Annotated in this window: 20 protein-coding genes and 2 pseudogenes; 8 read left to right on the top strand and 14 right to left on the bottom strand. The window is 67.5% G+C overall.

Features of this window, described 5'->3' with window-relative positions:
- Positions 1-2 precede the first annotated feature (2 nt).
- The gene (mutA, locus tag BN973_RS13275; RefSeq protein WP_036468700.1) at positions 3-1,874 is read right to left on the bottom strand and encodes a methylmalonyl-CoA mutase small subunit; all 1,872 of its coding nucleotides are present in this window, start codon (positions 1,872-1,874) and stop codon (positions 3-5) included.
- Between the two features lie 191 nt (positions 1,875-2,065).
- Here mutA and BN973_RS13270 point away from each other — a divergent pair, with 191 nt between their 5' ends.
- From BN973_RS13270 to BN973_RS30490, 4 genes and pseudogenes are all read left to right on the top strand, one after another.
- On the top strand, positions 2,066-2,824 hold the full coding sequence (locus tag BN973_RS13270; RefSeq protein ID WP_036468698.1) for a TVP38/TMEM64 family protein: 759 nt from the start codon (positions 2,066-2,068) through the stop codon (positions 2,822-2,824).
- Positions 2,825-2,873: 49 nt separating this feature from the next.
- The gene (locus BN973_RS13265; protein ID WP_036468696.1) at positions 2,874-3,872 is read left to right on the top strand and encodes a S1 family peptidase; all 999 of its coding nucleotides are present in this window, start codon (positions 2,874-2,876) and stop codon (positions 3,870-3,872) included.
- Between the two features lie 10 nt (positions 3,873-3,882).
- Entirely contained in the window at positions 3,883-4,212 is a 330-nt protein-coding gene (locus tag BN973_RS13260) for a hypothetical protein (RefSeq protein WP_051641243.1), read from the top strand.
- An 8-nt stretch (positions 4,213-4,220) separates the two neighbouring features.
- Positions 4,221-4,461, top strand: a pseudogene (locus BN973_RS30490) (PNPOx family protein); the annotation flags it as partial.
- An 8-nt stretch (positions 4,462-4,469) separates the two neighbouring features.
- Here the strand turns inward: BN973_RS30490 and BN973_RS13255 are convergent.
- The 3 genes from BN973_RS13255 to BN973_RS13245 are packed head-to-tail and all read right to left on the bottom strand — an operon-like array spanning position 4,470 to position 6,428.
- Positions 4,470-4,826: a DoxX family protein gene (locus BN973_RS13255; RefSeq protein WP_036468694.1), complete on the bottom strand. Its 357-nt coding sequence runs from the start codon at positions 4,824-4,826 to the stop codon at positions 4,470-4,472.
- Positions 4,827-4,835: 9 nt separating this feature from the next.
- The gene (locus BN973_RS13250) at positions 4,836-5,972 is read right to left on the bottom strand and encodes an SPFH domain-containing protein (protein WP_036468692.1); all 1,137 of its coding nucleotides are present in this window, start codon (positions 5,970-5,972) and stop codon (positions 4,836-4,838) included.
- 27 nt (positions 5,973-5,999) lie between these two features.
- Positions 6,000-6,428 (bottom strand): NfeD family protein, encoded by a 429-nt coding sequence (locus tag BN973_RS13245; protein WP_036468690.1) that lies wholly within the window; start codon positions 6,426-6,428, stop codon positions 6,000-6,002.
- Positions 6,429-6,485: 57 nt separating this feature from the next.
- Between BN973_RS13245 and BN973_RS13240 the strand changes: the two genes are divergently transcribed.
- Positions 6,486-7,400, top strand: a complete 915-nt coding sequence (locus BN973_RS13240; protein ID WP_036472367.1) for a hypothetical protein — start codon at positions 6,486-6,488, stop codon at positions 7,398-7,400.
- Here BN973_RS13240 and BN973_RS13235 read toward each other — a convergent pair.
- From BN973_RS13235 to fabG1, 3 genes and pseudogenes are all read right to left on the bottom strand, one after another.
- Positions 7,330-8,434: pseudogene (locus tag BN973_RS13235) on the bottom strand (ferrochelatase). The gene BN973_RS13240 and the pseudogene BN973_RS13235 sit on opposite strands and share 71 nt — an antisense overlap.
- Positions 8,435-8,441: 7 nt before the next feature.
- A complete protein-coding gene (gene inhA, locus BN973_RS13230; protein WP_036468686.1) occupies positions 8,442-9,251 on the bottom strand; it encodes an NADH-dependent enoyl-ACP reductase InhA in 810 nt (269 codons plus the stop codon).
- Between the two features lie 13 nt (positions 9,252-9,264).
- A complete protein-coding gene (gene fabG1 / locus BN973_RS13225) occupies positions 9,265-10,023 on the bottom strand; it encodes a 3-oxoacyl-ACP reductase FabG1 (RefSeq protein ID WP_036468685.1) in 759 nt (252 codons plus the stop codon).
- Between the two features lie 166 nt (positions 10,024-10,189).
- Between fabG1 and BN973_RS13220 the strand changes: the two genes are divergently transcribed.
- Positions 10,190-11,029: a DUF559 domain-containing protein gene (locus tag BN973_RS13220; protein ID WP_036468683.1), complete on the top strand. Its 840-nt coding sequence runs from the start codon at positions 10,190-10,192 to the stop codon at positions 11,027-11,029.
- 98 nt (positions 11,030-11,127) lie between these two features.
- Here the strand turns inward: BN973_RS13220 and BN973_RS13215 are convergent, their stop codons facing one another.
- From BN973_RS13215 to BN973_RS13190, 6 genes are all read right to left on the bottom strand, one after another.
- Positions 11,128-12,135 carry a VWA domain-containing protein gene (locus BN973_RS13215; protein ID WP_036468681.1) on the bottom strand — a complete coding sequence of 336 codons (1,008 nt, stop codon included), beginning with the start codon at positions 12,133-12,135 and terminating at the stop codon, positions 11,128-11,130.
- 34 nt (positions 12,136-12,169) lie between these two features.
- The gene (locus tag BN973_RS13210; protein ID WP_036468680.1) at positions 12,170-13,132 is read right to left on the bottom strand and encodes a DUF58 domain-containing protein; all 963 of its coding nucleotides are present in this window, start codon (positions 13,130-13,132) and stop codon (positions 12,170-12,172) included.
- Positions 13,129-14,262 carry a chaperone MoxR1 gene (moxR1, locus tag BN973_RS13205; RefSeq protein ID WP_036468678.1) on the bottom strand — a complete coding sequence of 378 codons (1,134 nt, stop codon included), beginning with the start codon at positions 14,260-14,262 and terminating at the stop codon, positions 13,129-13,131. The genes BN973_RS13210 and moxR1 overlap by 4 nt, the downstream gene beginning before the upstream one ends.
- A gap of 121 nt (positions 14,263-14,383) precedes the next feature.
- Complete coding sequence (ripB, locus tag BN973_RS13200; RefSeq protein ID WP_036468677.1) at positions 14,384-15,109, bottom strand: NlpC/P60 family peptidoglycan endopeptidase RipB; 726 nt, start codon at positions 15,107-15,109, stop codon at positions 14,384-14,386.
- Between the two features lie 9 nt (positions 15,110-15,118).
- Entirely contained in the window at positions 15,119-16,555 is a 1,437-nt protein-coding gene (ripA, locus tag BN973_RS13195; RefSeq protein WP_036468676.1) for an NlpC/P60 family peptidoglycan endopeptidase RipA, read from the bottom strand.
- A 230-nt stretch (positions 16,556-16,785) separates the two neighbouring features.
- Entirely contained in the window at positions 16,786-17,322 is a 537-nt protein-coding gene (locus tag BN973_RS13190) for an Rv1476 family membrane protein (protein WP_036472366.1), read from the bottom strand.
- A 250-nt stretch (positions 17,323-17,572) separates the two neighbouring features.
- On the opposite strand from BN973_RS13190, the gene BN973_RS13185 reads away from it, so the two are divergent.
- Together BN973_RS13185 and BN973_RS13180 are read left to right on the top strand one after the other, a co-directional pair.
- Positions 17,573-20,395, top strand: coding sequence for an aconitate hydratase (locus BN973_RS13185; RefSeq protein WP_139830213.1), 2,823 nt, complete (start codon positions 17,573-17,575; stop codon positions 20,393-20,395).
- Positions 20,396-20,407: 12 nt separating this feature from the next.
- Positions 20,408-21,004, top strand: a complete 597-nt coding sequence (locus tag BN973_RS13180; RefSeq protein WP_036468675.1) for a TetR/AcrR family transcriptional regulator — start codon at positions 20,408-20,410, stop codon at positions 21,002-21,004.
- Here BN973_RS13180 and BN973_RS13175 read toward each other — a convergent pair.
- Positions 21,001-21,192: a helix-turn-helix domain-containing protein gene (locus tag BN973_RS13175; protein WP_036468674.1), complete on the bottom strand. Its 192-nt coding sequence runs from the start codon at positions 21,190-21,192 to the stop codon at positions 21,001-21,003. The two genes, BN973_RS13180 and BN973_RS13175, sit on opposite strands and share 4 nt — an antisense overlap.
- Positions 21,193-21,281 lie beyond the last annotated feature (89 nt).

Here is a 21,281-nt window from a genome sequence, read left to right as displayed (position 1 = left end):
TGTCAGGCCCCCAACCGAGTGAGCAGATCCGAAAGGGCTTCGATCGCATTGATTCTGGCCGTCAGGTATTCGTCGGGCCGGCGCTGCGGATCGGTATCGGCGACCGCCTTCTCCGGTCCGGCCAGATAGACCCGCGACACTCCGGCGTTGCGCGCGGCGTCTACGACCGCCGCCGCCTCGGTCGCGTAGCGCTTGTCGGTGCCGCAGATCACCACCGCCGCATGCGATCCCGCGTCGGACACCGCCGCGGCGACCCCGTCGGCGTCGAGCGTTCCCGGGTTGACCGCCTCGATGCCGCCCGACGCCAGCAGGTTCGCCGCGAATGTGGTGCGGATGTTGTGCTCGGCCAGCGGGCCCAGCGGCAGCAACAGCACCTTGGGGCGGGAATCGGTGCGGGCGAGGAAGGCATCCGAGCGATCGCGCAGCGCCTCGAATCCCGCGGCGTAGCGCCGCAGGTTTCCGACATCGGGCCGGCCGATCGAATCGCTGTGCGGCAGTGCGGGTTCGGAGAGGTTCGGAAATTCGTTGACGCCGGTGATCGCGGTGCGCCGATGCGCGATGTCGTCGGCACGCCGCGCGGCGACGTCGGCGATCGCCTCGGCGATGTGCTCACGCGCCTCGACGAATCCGCCGCGGCCCTCGACGGCCTGGAAATGTTCCCAGGCGCCCTCGGCGATCCGCTTGGTGAGGTCCTCGACGAACCACGATCCGCCGGCGGGGTCCAGCACCCGGCCGACGTGCGACTCCTCCAGCAACAGCAGCTGGGTGTTGCGCGCGATGCGCCGGGCGAAGCTTCGTGCCGTGCCGGGAAAACCGCCCGGGATCGCGATGTCGAACGGGTAGACCAGCACGGTGTCGACGCCGCCGACACCCGCGCCGAACGCGGCCAGCGTGCAGCGCAGCATGTTCACCCAGGGGTCGCGCTGGGTCATCATCGGCAGCGACGTCTCCGCGTGCACGATCGCCCTACCGGCGTCGGGCTCCCCGACGACGTCGGCGACCCGCGCCCAAAGTTGCCGCACGGCACGCATTTTGGCGATCGTCATGAACTGGTCGTCGTCGGCGGCCAGCCGGAAACTGATCTGACCCAGCGCCCGGCGGACCGGCATCCCCGACTCGGTGAGCACGCGCAGGTAGGCGACCGCGGCCGCGATACCGGCGGCCAGCTCCCAGGTCGCGTTGGCGCCCAGGTTGTGGAATGCGGGTCCGTTGACGGTGATCGCCCGGACGCCGTGCTCGCCGGTCACCCGGGAGGCGACCGCGACGACGTCGTCGATCGACGGCGCGGGGCGTCCGCTCAGCGCCGCCGTCAGCGGATCGGCGCCCAGGTCGATCGACAGGGTGGCGCGCTGATCGGATTCGACCTCGGCCACCAGGGACAGCATCGCGTCGGCCGCGGCCGCATAGTCGGCTCCGGCCTCGAGGATGATCGGCGCCATGCTCAGGTAGACGCCTTCGAGCAACACCCCGAGCTCCCGCGGCGCGACGCCGTCCTGCCCGACTCGCAGCAGCAGTGCGCTGACGCCGTCGCCGAGCGCACCCAGCACGGCCGCGTTGGTTTCGGCGGCGGCGGCTCCGGCGCTCGGGAACGCCTCGACCACCTTCCAGCCGGACTTGACGTCGCGCAACGGGTCCGCGCCCCGCAGGTACGGCCACACCCCGGGCAGTGATGGCTCGGGCAGCTCGTCGAACGCGGTGTAGAGCGGGCGGACGGCGAACCCGTCGTAGGTCGGGGTGTCCAGTAGTTGCTCGGGTTGGTCGCCCAACTCGGCGGGTTCCTTGCGGGTGCTCTTGGCAAGCACACCGGCAACCGCGGTGCGCCAGCGCTCACGAACCTGTTCGAGGTCGGCGAGCTCGGGTACATCAATGGACACCGACTGCTCCTGTTTTCGCAGCTATTGGCAACGTTGCGTGAAGTTGCGGAGGACACGCAACTCGCTAATCAGGCTAATTGATTGCCCCCGCCGCCAAAAAACCGCGCGGTGCGTCGATCGGGCCGGGGCAACCGCGAAACACCAGGCCTGGGATACAAGTAATTCATTTCTGGCCCGTAACGTTGGGTGGCGTGACGAGTCCCGCCACCGCCAAAACCACCAGCACGCTGCGCAGTCTCTCGCGCGCGCTGGTGATCAGCGTGCGCCAGCTGTCCCGGCCGCGCGCTCTGGCGGCAGTGGTCGTTATCACAGTCTTGGTTGCCGTGGCGCTGTGGATCCCGCTGCCCGGCGCGCTGCAGCTACGCGATTGGGCCCAATCGCTGGGCCCGTGGTTCCCGTTGGCATTTCTGGTCGCGCACGTCGTCGTCACCGTGGTACCGGTCCCCCGCACGGCGTTCACCCTGGCCGCGGGCCTGCTGTTCGGCCCGGCGCTGGGTGTGCTGATCGCGGTGGTCGCCAGCACGGCCAGCGCGGTGCTGGCGCTGCTGTTGGTCCGCGCCGCGGGATGGCGGCTGAACCGGCTGGTTCGTTACCGCGCGATCCACCGGGCCGACGAACGCCTGCGCGAGCGGGGCTGGGTGTCGGTCTTGTCGCTGCGGTTGATTCCCGTGCTGCCGTTCTCCGTCGTGAACTATGCGGCCGCGGCGTCGGCTGTCGGCATCCTGCCGTACACGCTGGCCACGCTGGCCGGCCTGCTGCCCGGTACCGCCGCGGTGGTCTTTCTCGGCGACGCGCTGGCCGGTCACCCCAGCCCGCTGCTGTTCCTGGTGTCGTTGGTCACCGGTGCCCTGGGGCTCACGGGGCTGTTCCTGGAAATACGGCATTACCGCCGCCATCACCACCGCCCGCAGCCCGACGAGCCCGCCCCCGAACCGGTCATTTTCGGCTAACCGCGCCGTTTTGTTGAGCGCGCCGCCCGTTGCCTGAAAGATCTATGCAATGGAGCGGGTCTACGCGCAGCAGCTGGCGAGCTTCAGCTTGCAGCCGTCGCGCGCCGGGCTCCTCATGCTCTTGCTGGGCGCCCTGGCATCGGTGGCCGTTGCGGTCCTGTCGTTCCTGCTCGACCGGATCAAGCTGTACCGCGTTCCGAACGGCGGCGTGTTCGCCTCGCCGGCGATCCGATACCCGCCGGCACCACGGGATCGCACGCGGGCCTCGTGGCTGACGATCGGCGCCGCGTTCGCAGCGGTGGTGTGTATGACGGCCATCTGGCTGGCGCCCAAGGACGTCGAGCACACTGCGGAGACCGCGCAGCCCGACCTGACGCCGATCGCGTTGCCGGCGTCCGCTGCCGTCGGGCCGGGAGCGGGCATCTACGTCGAATACGCCGACGGTTCCGGCGGAATGGGTTGTACGGCTGGTTTTTTGGTGCGCACCAGCGGCGGCGAGGCCGGCGTACTCACCGCCGGTCACTGCAATCGGCCCCGCAAGCCGACCAAGGTGGTGATGAACCTCGGCGGAATTCTGCCGTACGCAAAGCTGGGCACGTTCGTCCGGACCGTCAACGAGGGCGTCCACGACGAGCAGCACGACATCGGCCTGATCATGCTCGACGGCGACCACATCCCGCAGAGCCCGGCCGTCGCGGCCCGATTGCCGATCACCGGGGTCACCACGGCGCTGTCGGTCGGACAGCAGCTGTGCAAGTTCGGCATGAGCAGCGGTGAGGCCGAATGCGGGGCGATCCTCGACGTCACCGAGAGCAAGGTCTCGTTCGCGGCGGGCGGACAATGCGGGGATTCCGGCGGCCCGGTGTACCTCATGCAAGACGACGGCGCCGCCACCGCCGTCGGCATCGACATCCGCGGCAGCAATCCCGCCAACCCCAACGCGGGATGCCTGGCCCCGGCGAAATTCTCGGTTGCCGAGCTGGTACAGCCGTGGCTGGACCAATGGCATCTGACCGCCATGACCGCACAACCATCCGGACCGCCCTGACGGGAGCGACATGACCTCCGAGAAAACCGACACCGGCGCACCCGGTCGGCGATTTTCCACCGCCGCACTGGTCGCTGCCGGGCTGGCAGGCCTGATCGTCGGCGCGATCGCCGCCTTCGCGGTCACCGGTCTGGTGTTCACGATCCGCGTCCAGCTGCCCCCGCCGCCTTACCCGCCACCGTTCTCGTCCCAAACGCCGGGGTATCCCGCGCCGCCCGCCCCTTCGACGACCAGTTTCGCGCCGACGACCGCACCCGCGCCCAGCGTCGTGCCCGCGCCCCCGCTGCCGCCGGGCCCGCACGCGCAGCCGTCGTCGGCTCCTCTCGAGCCGCAGCCGTGACAACGTAAGTGGCACAAGTACATTCACTCCTCGCCCGAGCGGCCGGGTGGGTGCTGCGGTCCCGCCCGCTGGTCCGCGCGCCGATCTGGATCTATCGAGCCCGGGCGGGCGCGCTGTTCGGCTCACGCATGCTGATGCTCGAGCATCGGGGTCGACCACCGGAGGCCGGACACTTACGTCGTCGCCTCCGGATTCGGCCGAAAAGCGCAGTGGTTCCGCAACATTGAGGTCCTGCCGCTGGTCGAGCTGCGCCTCGACTAGGTGCGGTCCGGACCCTTCACCGTCATCGCGGCGACCAGGGCCAAGAACAGCGCGGCCGGCAGACCGTTGACGACCTTGTCGCGCACCCGAACGTGCGCACCCACCGCCAGCACGAAATACAGCGTCAGCATCGCCGTCGTCAGCCTCGCCAGGGCGGGAAAGCGGGTGACCGACAGCAAGCCGACCGCGGCGGCGGCCTTCACCACCGGCAGCACGGGCCTGACGTTCTCCGGGAGTCCGACGTCATCCAGGATTTTCCGGATCGGGGCGATCTGGACACCGCACAACACGGCGTCGACGGCGTGAAACGCGCCCAGCGCCGTATACGTCTTCGGTGAAGTCAAAACAGTCATCCGGCAATCCTATTGGGTCAATTCCGGCGGCTGGCCGTCGATCGGCTGGCGGGCGATCGCCTCGGCCTTGGCGACCGCCTGGGCGATCTTGGGATCGGTCTCGGTGGAGAACCAATCGGCCACCTCGGCGTCGTCGGCGTCGGCCGCGTGCTTGGCCACGTCCTCGACCGGCGACGGCTGGAAGCGGAACACCCCGTCCTCGCCCGGCGTGCCCAGCAGTCTGGTGAAACCCTGTAGCGCCGCGCTGAAGTCGCTGGGCACCACCCACACCTTGTTGGCGTCGCCGCGCGCCATCTCCGGCAGCGTCTGCAGGTACTGGTAGGCCAGCATCTCCGGGGTGGGCCGGCCGGCCTTGATCGCCGCGAACGTCTTCTCGATCGCCTTGGCCTGGCCCTGGGCCTGCAGGTAGGCCGCGGCGCGCTCACCCTGGGCGCGCAGCATCCGGGATTGCCGGTCGGCCTCGGCGGCCAGGATCGCGGCCTGCTTGGCGCCCTCGGCGGCCAGGATCTGCGCCTGCTTGGCGCCCTCGGCCTGCTTGATCGCCGCCTCCCGGGTGCCCTCGGCGGTCAGGATCATCGCCCGCTTCTCCCGGTCGGCCTTCATCTGCTTTTCCATCGAGGCCTGGATCGACGGCGGCGGGTCGATGCTGCGCAGCTCAACGCGGGCGACCCGCAGGCCCCAGCGGCCGGTCGCCTCGTCGAGCACACCACGCAACTGGCCGTTGATCTGGTCGCGGGAGGTCAGGGTTTGCTCCAGGGTCATGCCGCCGACCACGTTGCGCAGCGTGGTCGTGGTGAGCTGCTCGACGCCGACGATGTAGTTGCTGATCTCGTAGACGGCCGCCTGCGGCACGGTGACCTGGAAGTAGACGACGGTGTCGATGTTGAGCGTCAGGTTGTCCTCGGTGATCACCGGCTGCGGCGGGAACGACACCACCCGCTCGCGCAGGTCGACCCGCGCCCGGACGCGATCGATGAACGGCACCAGCAAGGTCAGCTGTCCGCTGACCGTGCGGCTGTACCGGCCCAGCCGCTCGATCACCGCGGCCTCGGCCTGCGGGATCAACGCGACGGACTTGGCCACCACGATGATCGCAAAGATCACCAGGACGGCCAGCAACACCAAACCTGCAACCGCACCTTCCACCGCAGTTCCTTTCTCTCGCAGCGTCTTCTAGTGCTTGAAGACCACCGCCGTCGCGCCGTCGATGTGCACGACGGTGACCGATTCGCCGGGCTCGTAGACGTCGCCGTCGTTGAACGGACGCGCCGTCCACACCTGCCCGTCGAGTTTCACCTGGCCCTCGTCGCGGGCCACCCGGCCGAGCACCAGGGCGCTTTTGCCCTCCAGCGCCTTGATGCCGGTCGGCAGCGACTTCGGCGTCATCCGCTGCCGCAACGCGGGCCGGACCAGCAGCACGAGCAGGACCGAGACCACCAGGAACACCGCGCCATCGGCCAGGATCGGCCAATCGGTGAACCACGCGGTGGCCGAGGCGGCGAGCGCGCCGCCGCCCAACATCAACAGGAACATATCGCCCGTCAGAGCCTCGGCACCGGCAAGGGCCAGCGCGAAGATCAGCCAGCTCAGCGCGATCGCCATGCCGTCAGAATACGCGTGATCCGCCTTTGCCGGACCGAACAACTACACTGCGAGATCATGTGGTGTCCGAGTGTTTCGCTGTCCGTGTGGGCCAACGCCTGGCTCGCGGGCAAGGCCGCGCCCGACGACGTGTTGGACGCGTTATCTCTTTGGGCGCCAAAACAATCCGTCACCGCGTATGATGCGGTCGCCGCCGGTCACACCGGGCTGCCATGGCCCGACGTCCACGACGCCGGGAGCGTCTCGTTGTTGCAGACGCTGCGCGCCGCGGTTGGCCGGGTGACGCTGCCGGGGGCGGCCGCTCCGTTGCGCGGGACGATCAACGTGGTGTTGCCGGTTCCCGGCGACGTGCGCGGCCTGGCCCCCGGGACCCAGTTCGAGCGCGACGCCCTGGCCGCCGGCGAGGCGGTGATCATCACCCACCCCGACGATCCCACCGCCGCGGTCGGCCTGGTGCCCGAGTTCTCCTATGACGATCTTGACGAGGCCGACGACGCTCCGCCGGAGCTGTGCGCGCTGTCCTGGACGGTGTACTCGCTGCCCGGCGCGCCGTTGTTCGACCATCACGAGCTGGGCGATGCCGAATACTCGCTGCGCTCGGCCGTGCGTTCGGCCGCCGATGCGCTTGGCGCCATCGGGCTGGGATCGGCAAGCGACATCGACGATCCGCGAGGCCTCGTCGAGCAGCTGCTGGAATCCACACGGCAACACCGGATTCCGGACCACGCGCCGTCGCGTGCGTTGCGGGTGCTGGAGAACGCCGCACACGTCGATGCCATCATCGCGGTGAGCGCCGGGCTCAGCCGGGCCGACTCCACCGCGCCGATCGCCGCGGGCCTGGAACCGCTCGGCACGCAATCCTCGTCGGAGGCACGGATCGCCGGCGACGCGCTGCGGCCACTCAACGCGGTGGTGCGTTCGGCGCGGATGGCCGCGGTGAACGCGATCCTGCACTCGGCCTGGACCGACTAACCGTCCGCGCGCGCAACACAATGCGGCGGGCAGCAGGCCGCGCCGTTGACGCTGGCCAGGCAGCCCGGCACCGGATCGGGGCCCGTCACCCGCTCGGGCGCGCGGCCTTCGCGCAGCTCGTCGATCAGGTCCGCGGCCAGCTGAGCGAATCGCGGATGCGCGTTGGGCGTCGAAGCCCGCACCAGCGCCACGCCGGCCGCTTCGGCCTGGGCCGCCAACTCGGTATCGAGATCCCACACCACCTCGATGTGGTCGGCCACAAAACCGACCGGACAGATGATGACCGACTTGGTGCCGGCGGCGGTCAGCGTCGTGAGATGGTCGGCGACATCGGGTTCCAGCCATGGCACCTGCGGCGGCCCCGAACGGGACTGCCAGGCCAGGTCGTACTCGGTGTACCCGGCGGCCGCCGCGACAAGGCTTGCGGCGTAAGCGACTTGGCGGCTGTACAGCCGCGGGCCGACGCGCTCGTCGGCGGCCACCGGAATCGAATGCGCGGTGAAGACCAGACGCGCGCCGGCCTGTTGCTCGGCGGTCAACGCGCCGGAGGCCGCACCGAGGGTGTCGGCGAAGATCCGCACGAAGCGCGGGTGGTCGAAATACGGCCGCAGCTTGACCAACTCAGGCGCATCCGGCCCCGCGGCCGCACGGGCACGGGCGATGTCTTCGCTGTATTGCGTGCAGCTGGAATACCCGCTCCACGCTGACGTAGTGAACACCGCGGCGCGACGAACACCGTTGTCGCGCATTGCCTTTACGGCGTCTTCGACGTAAGGCTCCCAGTTGCGGTTGCCGAAATACACCGGGAGATCAGAGCCGCGATTACGCAGCTCCGCTTCCAGCTGCGCGATCAGCGCCCGGTTGATGCCGTTGATCGGTGAGACGCCGCCGAAATGCAGGTAGTGCTCCGCGACGTCGTCGAGGCGTTCCGGTGGCACATTGCGGCCCCGGGTGACGTTCTCCAGGAAGGGGCGAACCTGCTCAGGCCCTTCTGGGCCGCCGAAGGACAGCAGCAGGACGGCATCGAAATCCATTGCCGGGCTACAGCAATTGGGTGCTGGCGCCGCCGTCGGCGTAGATGATGGTGCCGGTGGTGGCCGGCAGCCAGTCCGACAGCAGCGCGCACACCGTCTTGGCGACAGGCGTCGGGTCCTTCATGTTCCAGCCGATCGGGGCACGCTGATCCCAGCCCTCCTCGAGCAGCTGCATCTGGGCACCGGCCTCCTCGCCGAGCGCGCCACCGACGATCGCGCTCATCGCGAGCGTCCGGATCGGGCCGGCGGCAACGAGATTCGAGCGCACACCGACCTTACCGGCCTCGCGGGCCACGAACCGGTTGACCGATTCCAGCGCGCTCTTGGCGACCGTCATCCAGTTATACGCCGGCATCGCCCGGGTCGGATCGAAGTCCATCCCGACGATCGAGCCGCCCGAATTCATAATCGGCAGCACCGCTTTGGCCAGCGAAGCATACGAGTACGCCGAGATGTGGATGCCCTTCGACACATCCGCGTAGGGCGCGTCGAAGAACGGGTTGATGCCCATGCCGGTCTGCGGCATGAATCCGATGGAGTGCACGGCGCCGTCGAGCTTGTTGCCCTCGCCGATCTCGGCGGTGACCCGGTCGGCAAGGGAGTCCAGGTGCTTCTCGTTCTGCACGTCGAGTTCGATCAGCGGAGCCTTCTCCGGCAGCCGGTCGGCGATGCGCTGGATCAGCCGCAACCGGTCGAACCCGGTCAGCACCAGTTGCGCGCCTGCCTCCTGCGCCGCCTTGGCGATGTGAAACGCGATCGACGAGTCGGTGATGATCCCCGTGACGAGGATCCGCTTGCCTTCGAGCAGTCCTGACATTTCCGTCCTTCTCTCAGTGGCCCATGCCCATGCCGCCGTCAACCGGAATCACGGCACCGGCGATGTAGCTCGCATCTTCGGACGCCAGAAAGCTGACCGCCCCGGCGACCTCTTCCGCGGTGCCGACCCGCTTGGCCGGGATGAATTCCAGGGCACCCTCTTGGATCCGCTCGTCGAGCGAGCGGGTCATCTCGGTGTCGATGTAGCCCGGGGCCACCACGTTCGCGGTGACGCCGGCCTTGGACAGCTCCCGGGAGATCGAGCGGGCCATGCCGATCAGACCGGCCTTGGCCGCCGCGTAGTTTGACTGGTTGCCGATACCCCAGCTGCCGGAGACCGAACCGATGAAGATGATCCGGCCAAATCGGTTGCGCTGCATGCTGCGTGACGCGCGCTGGGCCACCCGGAACGCCCCGGTGAGGTTGGCGTTGATGACCTCCTCGAACCGTTCCTCGGTCATCCGGATGAGGAACGCATCCTTGGATATGCCGGCATTGGACACCAGCACCTCGACCGGACCCTGGTGCTCCTCGACCTCTTTGAAGGCGCGGTCGACGGCGTCGTTGTCGGTGACGTCGCACACGACACCGAACAGCCCCTCGGGCGCACCCGAACCGCGGTGCGTGATGGCGACCTTGTGCCCGTCGGCGGCCAGCCGCTGCGCGATCGCCAGACCGATCCCCCGGTTTCCGCCTGTCACCAGGACCGAACGGGATACGAATGGGGGTCTTCCGCCGGCGGTAGCGGCCTTGGTGGCTTTCTCAGTGGCCATGTCAGTCACCTGGCCAACTTATCGCCTCGGTGTTGGGGATGCTGGGGCCCCCCTCGTGCGACCCCCTTGGGTCGCGAGCGTAACGGCACGCTGCGATATCGCGGCGTACAGCAACGTGGCGCTACGCTCGCGCATTGGTGTCGGGGGTTGTCGGCACACTTCCGGCATGACTGACCCGTTTTTGGGTAGCGAAGCCCTCGCCGCAGGCAGGCTGTCACGCCATGAGCTCGAAAAGCGCTACATCGCCCTGCACAAGAACGTCTACGCGCCTCGGGATGCCCAGCTGACGTCGGTGTTGCGAGCGAAGGCATGTTGGCTGCGCTCGAGGCGCCGGGGCATCCTCGCCGGCTTCTCGGCGTCTGCATTGCATGGCGCAAAGTGGATCGATGCGGCTCTGCCCGCCGCGATCATCGACACCAACCGTCGTCGCACTGCCGGGGTGGACGTCTGGGAAGAGCGGATCGAGACCGACGAAATCGTCATCGTCGACGGCATGCGCGCGACAACGCCAGCGCGCACGGCTCTTGATTTGGCGCGACGCTATCGGTTAGGCATCGCCGTTGCAGCGGTCGACGCACTCACACAGGCAACCGATCTCAAGCAAGCCGATATCGATTTGCTGTTCGACCGCTATCGCGGCCGTCGGGGCATGAAAGCCGCGCGAACCGTCCTCGACCTCGTCGATGGCGGAGCGCAGTCCCCGAAAGAAACCTGGCTGCGTCTGCTGTTGGTGAGTTCCGGATTCCCACCGCCGCAGACTCAGATCGCGGTTCGCAACGAATGGGGTTGGGCAGAGGCGTATTTGGATATGGGGTGGGAGGAGATCAAGGTCGCGGTGGAGTACGACGGTGACCAACACCGGTCCAGTCGGGCCCAGTACGTCAAGGACATTCGCCGGCTGGAGATGCTCGAGCAGATGGGCTGGATCGTCGTTCGCGTCGTTGCCGAGGACCACCCCGACGAGATCAACCGCCGCGTTCGTGCGGCTCGAGCCCGTCGAGCGTAACGGCACGCTGCGAAATCAAGCGATCCAGCAGCGTGGCGTTACGCTCGCGGGCAAGAGGGCGCGCCGCTCGCGGGGCAAAGCCTCGCGAGGCCAGAGGGCTAGGTGGGCAGACGGCGGTTGATCAGCAGCGCCGCCAGCGCAGCGAGTGCCAACACCAGCGCACCCAGTCGCAGCCAGCCCACACTCGCGTCGCCCTTGATCGTCTCGTAGCCGATCTGCTGTTGCAGCGACGAGTAGACGGCCTTGAGCTCCTGCAGGGTCGCGGCGTTGTAGGACGTCCCGCCGGACAGCTGAGCGACCTTCTTCAGGGTTTCGTCATCCACCGGCACCGGCTGGCGCTGGTCGTTGATCTCGACGAAGCCGTACGGCGTGCCGAACGAGATCGTCGAGATCGGCACGCCCTGGTCCTTGGCGGTGCGCGCGGCGGTGAAGGCGCCCTTGGGGTTGTCCGGGTTGGTCGGCATCGTCTCCTTGCCGTCGGAGAACAAGACGATGCGCGCCGGGGGCGGCTTGTCGCCACCACCGATGACCGCGCCGACGGTCGCGATGGCCTGCAGCGCGGTGAAAATGCCCTCCCCGGTGGCGGTGCGGTCGGCGAACTGCAGCTTGTCCAGCGCGACCTTGGTCGCTTCGCGATTGGTCGTCGGCGACACCAGCACCGTCGCGGTCCCGGCGTAGGCGATCAGCCCGAGGTTGATGCCGGGGGTGAGCTCGTCGGCGAACTGCTTACCGGCCTCCTGCGCGGCGGCCATCCGGTTGGGCTCGACGTCGGTGGCCCGCATCGATTGCGACACGTCGATCACCAGCATCACCACCGCGCGGTTGCGGGGAATCCGGACGTCGTTGGTCGGCCCGGCCATCGCGACGGTCAACAACACCAGCGAGGCCACCAGCAGGATCGCGGGCACATGCCGCCATTTCGCGGGCCGCTTCGGGGCCACGCTTTCCAGCAGCTCCATGTTGGCGAACCGCAGCATCCGCCGCTGGCGGGCCAGCTGCATCAGCACGTACAGCACAGCCAACCCGACGACGACGAGCAGGAAGAGGAACCACCACGCGTGAGCGAACCCGGACAGCGACATCGCGCCGAGCAAAGGCATCGTCATAGCAGACCCGTCACCGCCTTGGAAGAAGCGCGAGTCACTGGCGCCCCGCCATAGCCCCACGCCGGCGGGACTCCACGAAGCGGACGATGTCGGCGATCCAGTCGCGGTCGGTGCGCAGCGTCAAAACCGGTGCGTCACAACCGCGAATCGTTCGGGCCACGTCGGCACGATGCGCCGCCGCCGCCTTGGCGAAGTCGTCCCGCAGTTGCGCATCGACGGTGAATTCGCGGGTCACACCCGTTTCGGTGTCCTGCAGCACGACATCGCCCACATCGGGCAGTTCGATATCGCGCGGGTCGAGCACCTCGATGGCCAGCACCTCGTGGCGGGCCGCGATCGCGCGCAGCGGGCGCATCCAGTTGATCGGGCCCAGGAAGTCGCTGATGATCACGGCCATGCCCCGGCGGCGTTCCGGCCGGCGCAGCGCGTCGATGGCCACCGCCAGGTCGCCGCGCACGCCCGTCGGGGCTTTGGGCATGGTCGCGATCGTGCGCAACAGCGTCTGCTCGTGTTGACGCCCAGACCGGGCCGGTACCCGAACCGTCGTCGCCCCATTGCTGATCAGCGCACCGAGCCGGTTGCCGCCACCGCTGTTGAGAAACGTGATCGCCGCGGCGGCGGCCACCGCCAGGTCACGCTTCTCGCAGACCGTGGTCCCGAAGTCCAGGCTGGCCGACATGTCGACCACCATCCAGGTTTCCAGCTCGCGGTCGGCGATCATCTGCCGGACGTGCGGGTGGGTGGTGCGCGCGGTGACCGCCCAGTCCATCCGCCGGACGTCGTCACCGGGCTGATATTCGCGCGACTCCCCCGGCTCCGAACCCGGCCCGGGGATCAGGCCGAGGTGGTCGCCGTGCAGGACGCCGTCGAGCTTGCGCCGGACCGTCAGCTCCAGGGTGCGCAGCGCCGCCGATAATTTCGGGTCGTCGATCTGCCCGCGCTGAAATGACGGCGGATGTAGCGCCGCGGGCTTGGCGGCGGGGTTTGGATCGGTCACCGATTGCTAGCCGCGCCCGCAGCCTGCATCACCGGCGGAACCGAATGCCCTTGTTGCGGAACGGCATTCACTTGCGGAAGGGAAACGGTCTGCAGGACCCTGTTGATCACGATCTCGGGCGAGATCTCGTCGGCCAGCGCGTCGTAGGTCAGCACCAACCGGTGGCGCAGCACGTCGGGGATGACCTCGACGACGTCTTGCGGGATCACGTAGTCGCGACCGCGCACCAACGCCAGCGAACGGGCCGCGGCGATGATGCCCAGCGAGGCGCGCGGCGATGCGCCGAACGAGATCCAGGTCTTGACGTCGTTCATGCCGAGCTGCTCGGGATGACGGGTCGCGGTGACGACGCGCACCACGTAGTCGACCAGCGCGTGGTGGACGAAGTTGTTGGCGGCGATCTCCTGCAGCCGCAGCAGGTCGCCGGTGTCCAGGATCTGCTTGGGCTGCGGCGGCTTGACGCCCATCCGGTAGATGATCTCGCGCTCTTCCTCGGGTGAGGGGTAGCCGACGTTGATCTTGAACAGGAAGCGGTCGCGCTGCGCCTCGGGCAGCTGGTAGACGCCCTCGTGCTCGATCGGGTTCTGCGTCGCCATCACCAGGAATGGGTTGGGCAGCGGGAACCGCTTACCACCGATCGACACCTGACGCTCGGCCATGACCTCCAGCAGCGCCGACTGCACCTTGGCGGGCGCCCGGTTGATCTCGTCGGCGAGCAGGAAGTTGACCACGACCGGACCGAGCTCGGTGTCGAACTCTTCCTTGCCCTGCCGGTAGATGCGGGTACCGATGATGTCGGTGGGCACCAGGTCGGGCGTGAACTGGATACGCGCGAACGTCCCGCCGACCACCTTCGCGAACGTTTCGACGGCCAGCGTCTTGGCGACGCCGGGCACACCTTCGAGCAGCACGTGCCCCTTGGACAGCAGACCGACCAGCATTCGCTCGACGAGCTGGTCCTGGCCCACGATGATCCGCTTGACCTCGAAAATGGCCCGTTCCAGGGTGTGCACTTCGGCAGCCAATCCGTCGGCGCCACCCGAGGGCGCCGCATGGGCTCCGGGGCCAGACTGTCCGCCCGGACCCGAGTAACCGCTGGCGCCCGGGGGCGGCCCACCTGCTGCTGTCATCTACTACAACCTCTTCTGTTCATCACGACGAATGTCGTGGGGCAGCGGCGCGCCCTCGTCCAACTATTCCAGGCCCCTGGGATTCCGTCGACGTCACGGTTCGCTGACGAGCAAATCAGGGTCAGTACTCGATGATCCTAGTCAGGTACGGCGTCATACCGGGCTTGCGCACGGGGCTCACCGTCACTTTGCCCGCGCTTCCGGATGCCTCCAACATCTGGCCGTTGCCCAGATACATCGTGACGTGCTGGCCGCCGCCGGGACCGTAAAAGATCAGGTCGCCGCGACGGGCCTCGCTGGGCGGGATGTGGCGCCCCGCGTTGTACTGGTCACCGGAGAACCGCGGGATCAGCACCCCGACCCCGGCGAACCCGTACCGCATCAGGCCCGAGCAGTCGAACCCGGTGATGTTGGCGCCTTCGTCGATGCCCTTGCTCGGGCCCTGCAGCGAGCCGCCGCCCCACGAATACGGCACACCCATCTGGGAGCCCATCCGCTTGATCACGTACTCGATGGCCTGGCGGCCGTAGACGCGCGGGATCTTGCCGCCCGGGTTGGTGGGCGTGGCGGCGGCGGGCGCGGGGTCACCGAGGATGTTGATCCCGAGACCGCCGAGGAATTGCCGGCCCAGGTCCATCGTGGTCTGGGTGGCCTGCGCGGTGGCTTGCAGCGAAGCGTTGGCGACCGCGAGCGGATCACCCGGGGCGCCGGCGCTGATCTGGGCGGGCAGCGTCGGATCCCAGGCGCCGGGGTCGGCGTCGGCCGGGGCGGCGACAGACAACATCAGCCCGGTCACCAGTGTGGTGATACAGGCCAAGTTGGTCAGGCGAAAACGCTTGTGCCGCATGGCTCCTCGTCAGTATTCGATGTAGCGGACCACGTAGGGGGTCATGCCGCTGGTGCGCACTGGCGCCACCCGCACCTTCAAGCCGACGTCAGGGGCCTCGAGCATCTGGCCCTGACCGAGGTAGATCGTCACGTGCTGGCTGCCGCCCGGGCCGTAGAAGATGACGTCGCCGCGACGCATCTGGGAGGACGGGATCTTGCGGCCCAAGTTGTACTGCGAGCCCGAATAGTGCGGCAGCTTGATGCCCACCCCGGCGAACGAGTACAGGACCAGGCCCGAGCAGTCGAAACCGGTGATGCCGGCACCGGAGTCGATGCCTTTACTCGGGCCGGCCGCGTTGCCACCGCCCCAGGAGTAGGGCACGCCGATCTGCGACATGCCGCGCCGGATCACGTATTCGGACGCCTGCCGCCCGTAGACACGCGGGATGCGTCCGCCGACCCCGTTCGGCGTGGCGTTGGTGATGCCGGTGTCGTCGGGCTTGAGAATGCCGATCGACTGCAGGAAGCCCTTGCCCATTTGCGCGGTGACCTGTGTCGAGGTCGCCGAGATGCCCAGCACCTGGTTGATCACCGCGATGGGGTCACCCGGCACGTTGGCACTCGGCACCATCGGCAGCGTGGGATCCCAACCGTCCCAGCGCCTTCCCCCGGACGGGGCCGTCCCGGCCGGCGCTCCCGGGTCCCAGCGGTCACCCGAGGCCGGCGCGCTTGCCCCGCCGCCGGTCGACCAATGCGCGGACGCGAGTTGGGCCTGCTGAAGTTTGGCCTGTGCCTCGTCGCGCTCGGCGGCCAGGCGGGCGATCTGCGCACGCTGTTCTTCGAATTTGTGCTTCGAGTTGGTCAGCGCGGCGACCGCGGCATCCTGGCTGGATTTCGCGTCGGCAGCGGCCTTTTCGGCCTTCTGCTTGGCCAGCCGCGCGGCCGACTCCTTGTTCACCTGCTCGGTGCGGGCCCGCTGCAGGTTGTCCATCACCGTCTGGGCGCTGGCCGCCAGGGTCCTCGAGGCGCTTTCGGTGGCGATGATGTCCTCGGGACTGCGCGCGGTCAGGTAGCTGCCCGACGGGCCGTTCATATAGGTGGCCGCCGCGAAGGTGTTGAAACGACGTTGTGCCGCAGCGATTGCCGCGTTGGCATCCTTGACCGATTGCCGACTGACCTCGAGGTCGTGCTCGGCCGCGGTCACGTTGTCCCGGGCGGTCTCCACATCGACGAGGGCCTTGTTGACGGCTTCTTGCTCGCCCTGGATTTCGGCGCTCAGGTCTTCCAGGCGCTGGTTGGCCTTGGCGACGTTGGCGATCAGCGCGCCGAGGCTGTCGGCGCTCGGATCGGCCTGCGCCAGACCCGGTGTGGTGAGGAGGACGACCACACTCAGGACCGACGGAAGGACCGGGCGGACCAGCCTGGCGAATGGTCGCGCAGCAGAGCCCCGGCGTGTGAGTCTCATTCGACTTAGCTCCCCTTGGGCTCAACGCGGACGGCGGCGCCAGCCCCTTTTTTCACTACAAGCGCCAAAGACAACACGAGCATCATTTGCACCGTACGTCACAGGGATCGACGAAGATATGCTCGTCACGAATCGCAACCGTCTACGTGCGTTTAATGTGACCGAACGGTGACCTACGGGATTTGCCGTGCCGAGTCGTGAATTCGCCCGGCCGAATCGGATGCGCTTGGTTAGCCGCCCTCAGCGGGCTTTTCCGAGGGCGAGTCGGCCGCCTCCGCCGAGGTTGCTGACCGCCTACTGCGCGACTGCAGGAACCGGGCGCCGACGGCGGCGGCGAGCACAGCGATCAGCAAGAAAATGGTCAGCCCGGTCCAGGGAAATTCGGGCGTCTGTAGCTCGTGCAGAAAGTGCTGCGCCGAGACCACCGGATTGCCCGTCTTGGCGATGTCCTCGCCGGCCTCCAGGGTGACGCGCGGGAACTGGGTGCTGTAGGTGCCGACGAAGTTCGGGCTGAGCGTCAAGACCGTCGCGTTGGGATAGTCGGCGCCGACCACGGTGGAGATGTCGCGTAGCGGTGTGTCGTTGGGCGGGTTGTGGTCGAGCAGCACGATTTTCAGGTCGATGCCGGCGGCATGCGCTTGGTCGACCACGACGAGCAGGGCCGGCTTGATGTTCGGGGGCGCGCTGACGCCGGAGGCGGCGACCTGCGCTTTGACCTCCGCCATGTCGACGTCTTGCGGGATGTAGGCCGGCAGGACCGGGTGCATGAAGAAGGTGTTCTGCGGCAACTGGTCGAACGAACCCTGCCCGGTCACTGTGTGCCTCCTCCCGCTAAACAGCCCAAGCGCTACAGGCACCGTACGCGAACAGTAGGGAAATGGGGTTTCGACCCGGCCCAGACCCGACAAGACTGAAAATTGATGTGCCGCTGTATTGCAGGACAAGCGTACTGTTAAGGTTGGCGATGCGCCGCCGACACGGCCCGTCGGCGGAAGAACTTAATCCGAGGGAGTTGATGTGACCAGCAAAGATTCTGTGAATTCGTTCGGAGCCCGCGACACCCTGAAGGTCGGCGACAAGAGCTATGAGATTTATCGCCTCGACGCCGTCCCCAATACGCAGAAGCTCCCCTACAGCCTGAAGGTTCTGGCCGAGAACCTGCTGCGCAACGAGGACGGCGCCAACATCACCAAGGACCACATCGAGGCGATCGCGAATTGGGATCCCAAGGCGGAGCCCAGCATTGAGATCCAATACACCCCCGCCCGCGTGGTCATGCAGGACTTCACCGGCGTGCCGTGCATCGTCGACCTGGCCACCATGCGTGAGGCGATCGGCGAGCTGGGCGGCAAGGCGGAGAAGGTCAACCCGCTGGCGCCGGCCGACCTGGTGATCGACCACTCGGTGATCGCGGACCTGTTCGGCACCCCCGACGCGTTCGAGCGCAACGTCGAGATCGAATATCAGCGCAACGGTGAGCGCTACCAGTTCCTGCGCTGGGGGCAGGGCGCTTTCGACGACTTCAAGGTCGTCCCGCCGGGCACCGGCATCGTGCACCAGGTCAACATCGAGTACCTGGCCAGCGTCGTGATGTCCCGCGCAGACGGCGCGGGAAAAGTCACCGCATACCCCGACACCTGCGTGGGCACCGACTCGCACACGACGATGGTCAACGGCCTCGGCGTGCTCGGCTGGGGCGTGGGTGGCATCGAGGCCGAGGCCGCGATGCTCGGCCAGCCGGTGTCGATGCTGATCCCGCGCGTCGTCGGTTTCAAGCTGACCGGCGAGATTCAGCCGGGCGTCACCGCCACCGATGTGGTGCTGACCGTCACCGAGATGTTGCGTAAGCACGGGGTGGTCGGCAAGTTCGTCGAGTTCTACGGCAAGGGCGTTTCGGAGGTGCCGTTGGCCAACCGCGCCACGCTGGGCAACATGAGCCCCGAATTCGGTTCCACCGCAGCGATTTTCCCGATCGACGAGGAGACCATCTCCTACCTGAAGTTCACCGGCCGCACCGACGAGCAACTGGCACTGGTCGAGGCCTACGCCAAGGAGCAGGGCATGTGGCACGACCCGGCCCACGAGCCGGCGTTCTCCGAGTACCTCGAGCTCGACCTGTCCACGGTGGTGCCGTCGATCGCCGGGCCGAAGCGCCCGCAGGACCGAATCGCCTTGTCGGCGGCCAAGTCCACGTTCCGCGAACAGATTCTGAGCTACGTCGACGGCGACGAGGACGGCAAGCAGGGTTACTCGAAACTGGACGAGTCGGTCGAGGAGACGTTCCCGGCCAGCGATCCGGGCGCGGTGTCCAACGGGCACGCCGACGACGTCCCCCAGGTGCATTCGGCGGCCGCCCATTCCAAGGGTCGACCCAGCAGCCCGGTGACGGTCAAGTCCGACGAGCGTGGCGAATTCGTGCTCGACCACGGCGCGGTGGTGATCGCGGCGGTCACGTCGTGCACGAACACCTCCAACCCCGAGGTGATGCTGGGCGCAGCGCTGTTGGCCCGCAACGCCGTCGAGAAGGGCCTGGCGTCCAAGCCGTGGGTCAAGACCACGATGGCGCCGGGTTCCCAGGTGGTCAACGACTACTACCACAAGGCCGGCCTCTGGCCCTACCTGGAGAAGCTCGGCTTCTATCTGGTCGGCTACGGCTGCACCACGTGCATCGGCAACTCGGGCCCGCTGCCGGAAGAAATTTCGAAAGCCATTAACGACAACGATCTTTCGGTGACGGCGGTGTTGTCGGGCAACCGGAACTTCGAAGGCCGCATCAACCCGGACGTGAAAATGAACTACCTGGCTTCACCGCCGCTGGTGGTGGCCTACGCACTGGCCGGGACCATGGACTTCGACTTCGAGAGTCAGCCGCTGGGCAAGGACAACGACGGCAACGACGTCTTCCTCAAAGACATCTGGCCGTCGCAGCAAGACGTCTCCGACACCATCGCCTCGGCGATCAATCAGGAGATGTTCACCAAGAACTACGGTGACGTGTTCAAGGGTGACGAACGGTGGCGCAATCTGCCCACCCCGAGCGGCAATACCTTTGAGTGGAACGCGGATTCGACGTATGTGCGCAAGCCCCCGTACTTCGAGGGCATGCCCGCCGAGCCCGAGCCGGTCGGCGACATCACCGGCGCCCGGGTACTGGCGCTGCTGGGCGACTCGGTGACCACCGACCACATCTCCCCCGCCAGCAGCATCAAGCCGGGCACCCCGGCCGCGCAGTACCTCGACGAGCACGGCGTGGACCGCAAGGACTACAACTCCTTCGGGTCGCGGCGCGGCAATCACGAGGTGATGATCCGCGGCACGTTCGCCAACATCCGGCTGCGCAACTTGCTGCTCGACGACGTGTCGGGCGGATACACCCGCGACTTCACCCAGGACGGCGGTCCGCAAGCGTTCATCTACGACGCGGCGCAAAACTATGCGGCAGAAAACATTCCGCTGGTGGTGCTGGGCGGCAAGGAGTACGGGTCGGGGTCGTCCCGCGACTGGGCAGCCAAGGGAACCCGGCTGCTGGGCGTGCGGGCGGTGATCGCCGAGTCCTTCGAGCGCATCCACCGCTCCAACCTGATCGGGATGGGCGTGATTCCGCTGCAGTTCCCCGAGGGCAAGACGGCCCAAGAGCTGGGGCTGGACGGCACCGAGGTGTTCGACATCACCGGCATCGACGCGCTCAACGACGGCAAGACGCCGAAAACGGTGCATGTCAAGGCCGGAGACATCGAGTTCGACGCGGTGGTGCGCATCGACACCCCCGGTGAGGCCGACTACTACCGCAACGGTGGCATCCTGCAGTACGTGCTGCGCAACATGCTCAAGTCCGGCTAGCCGAAGCCGCCGGTGCCCAAAGTCAGCGAGGACCATCTGGCGGCGCGCCGCCGCCAGATCCTCGATGGTGCTCGTCGTTGCTTCGCCGAACACGGCTATGACAGAGCCACGGTGCGGCGGCTGGAACAGGCGATCGGGATGTCGCGCGGTGCCATCTTTCACCACTTCCGGGACAAGGACGCGCTGTTTTTCGCGCTCGCGCACGAGGACGCCGAGCGGATGGCCGACGTCGCGTCGCGCGAGGGCCTGATCCAGGTGATGCGCGACATGCTCGCCGCGCCGGAGCAGTTCGACTGGCTGGCCACGCGGTTGGAGATCGCGCGCAAGCTGCGCAACGACCCCGCGTTCAGCCGCGGATGGTCGGAGCGTTCCGCGGAACTGGCGGCGGCGACACACGATCGACTGCAACGGCAGAAGGAAGCCCACCGGGTGCGCGACGACGTACCCGGTGACGTGTTGCAGTGCTATCTGGAACTGGTCCTGGACGGATTGGTGGCCCGGCTAGCCTCCGGCGAGGATCCGCAGCGGCTGGCTGCCGTCCTCGACCTGGTCGAAAACTCGGTGCGCCGCAACGATTCTGGGCCCGAGGCTAGGTCCGCAGAAGTCTAGCGGTGCCGAGCCGTGTGGTTGGGCCCGCCCCGGCTGCGCATCGTGGTACCCGACTCGCGCAGCATGCTGTGAATCGACCCGTACGACCTGCCGGTGTTGGCAACGAGCGTCCGGATGCTCGCTCCGCCCTCGTAGGCGTTGCGCAGCTCGTGCAACAACTCGGTGCGCATCTCTTTGGACTTTGACACTGACCCCTCCACGCTTGAAACACAAACTCAAGCACCAAGAGTAAGAAGCAGTTGTCATACGCGTGTCGATTTCGCCGAATTCGCGTGCG

Source organism: Mycobacterium triplex, assembly GCF_000689255.1.
Taxonomy (GTDB): Bacteria; Actinomycetota; Actinomycetes; order Mycobacteriales; family Mycobacteriaceae; genus Mycobacterium; species Mycobacterium triplex.
Note: the sequence above shows the minus strand (reverse complement) of the source record. Positions and strands in the feature narration are given on the sequence as shown.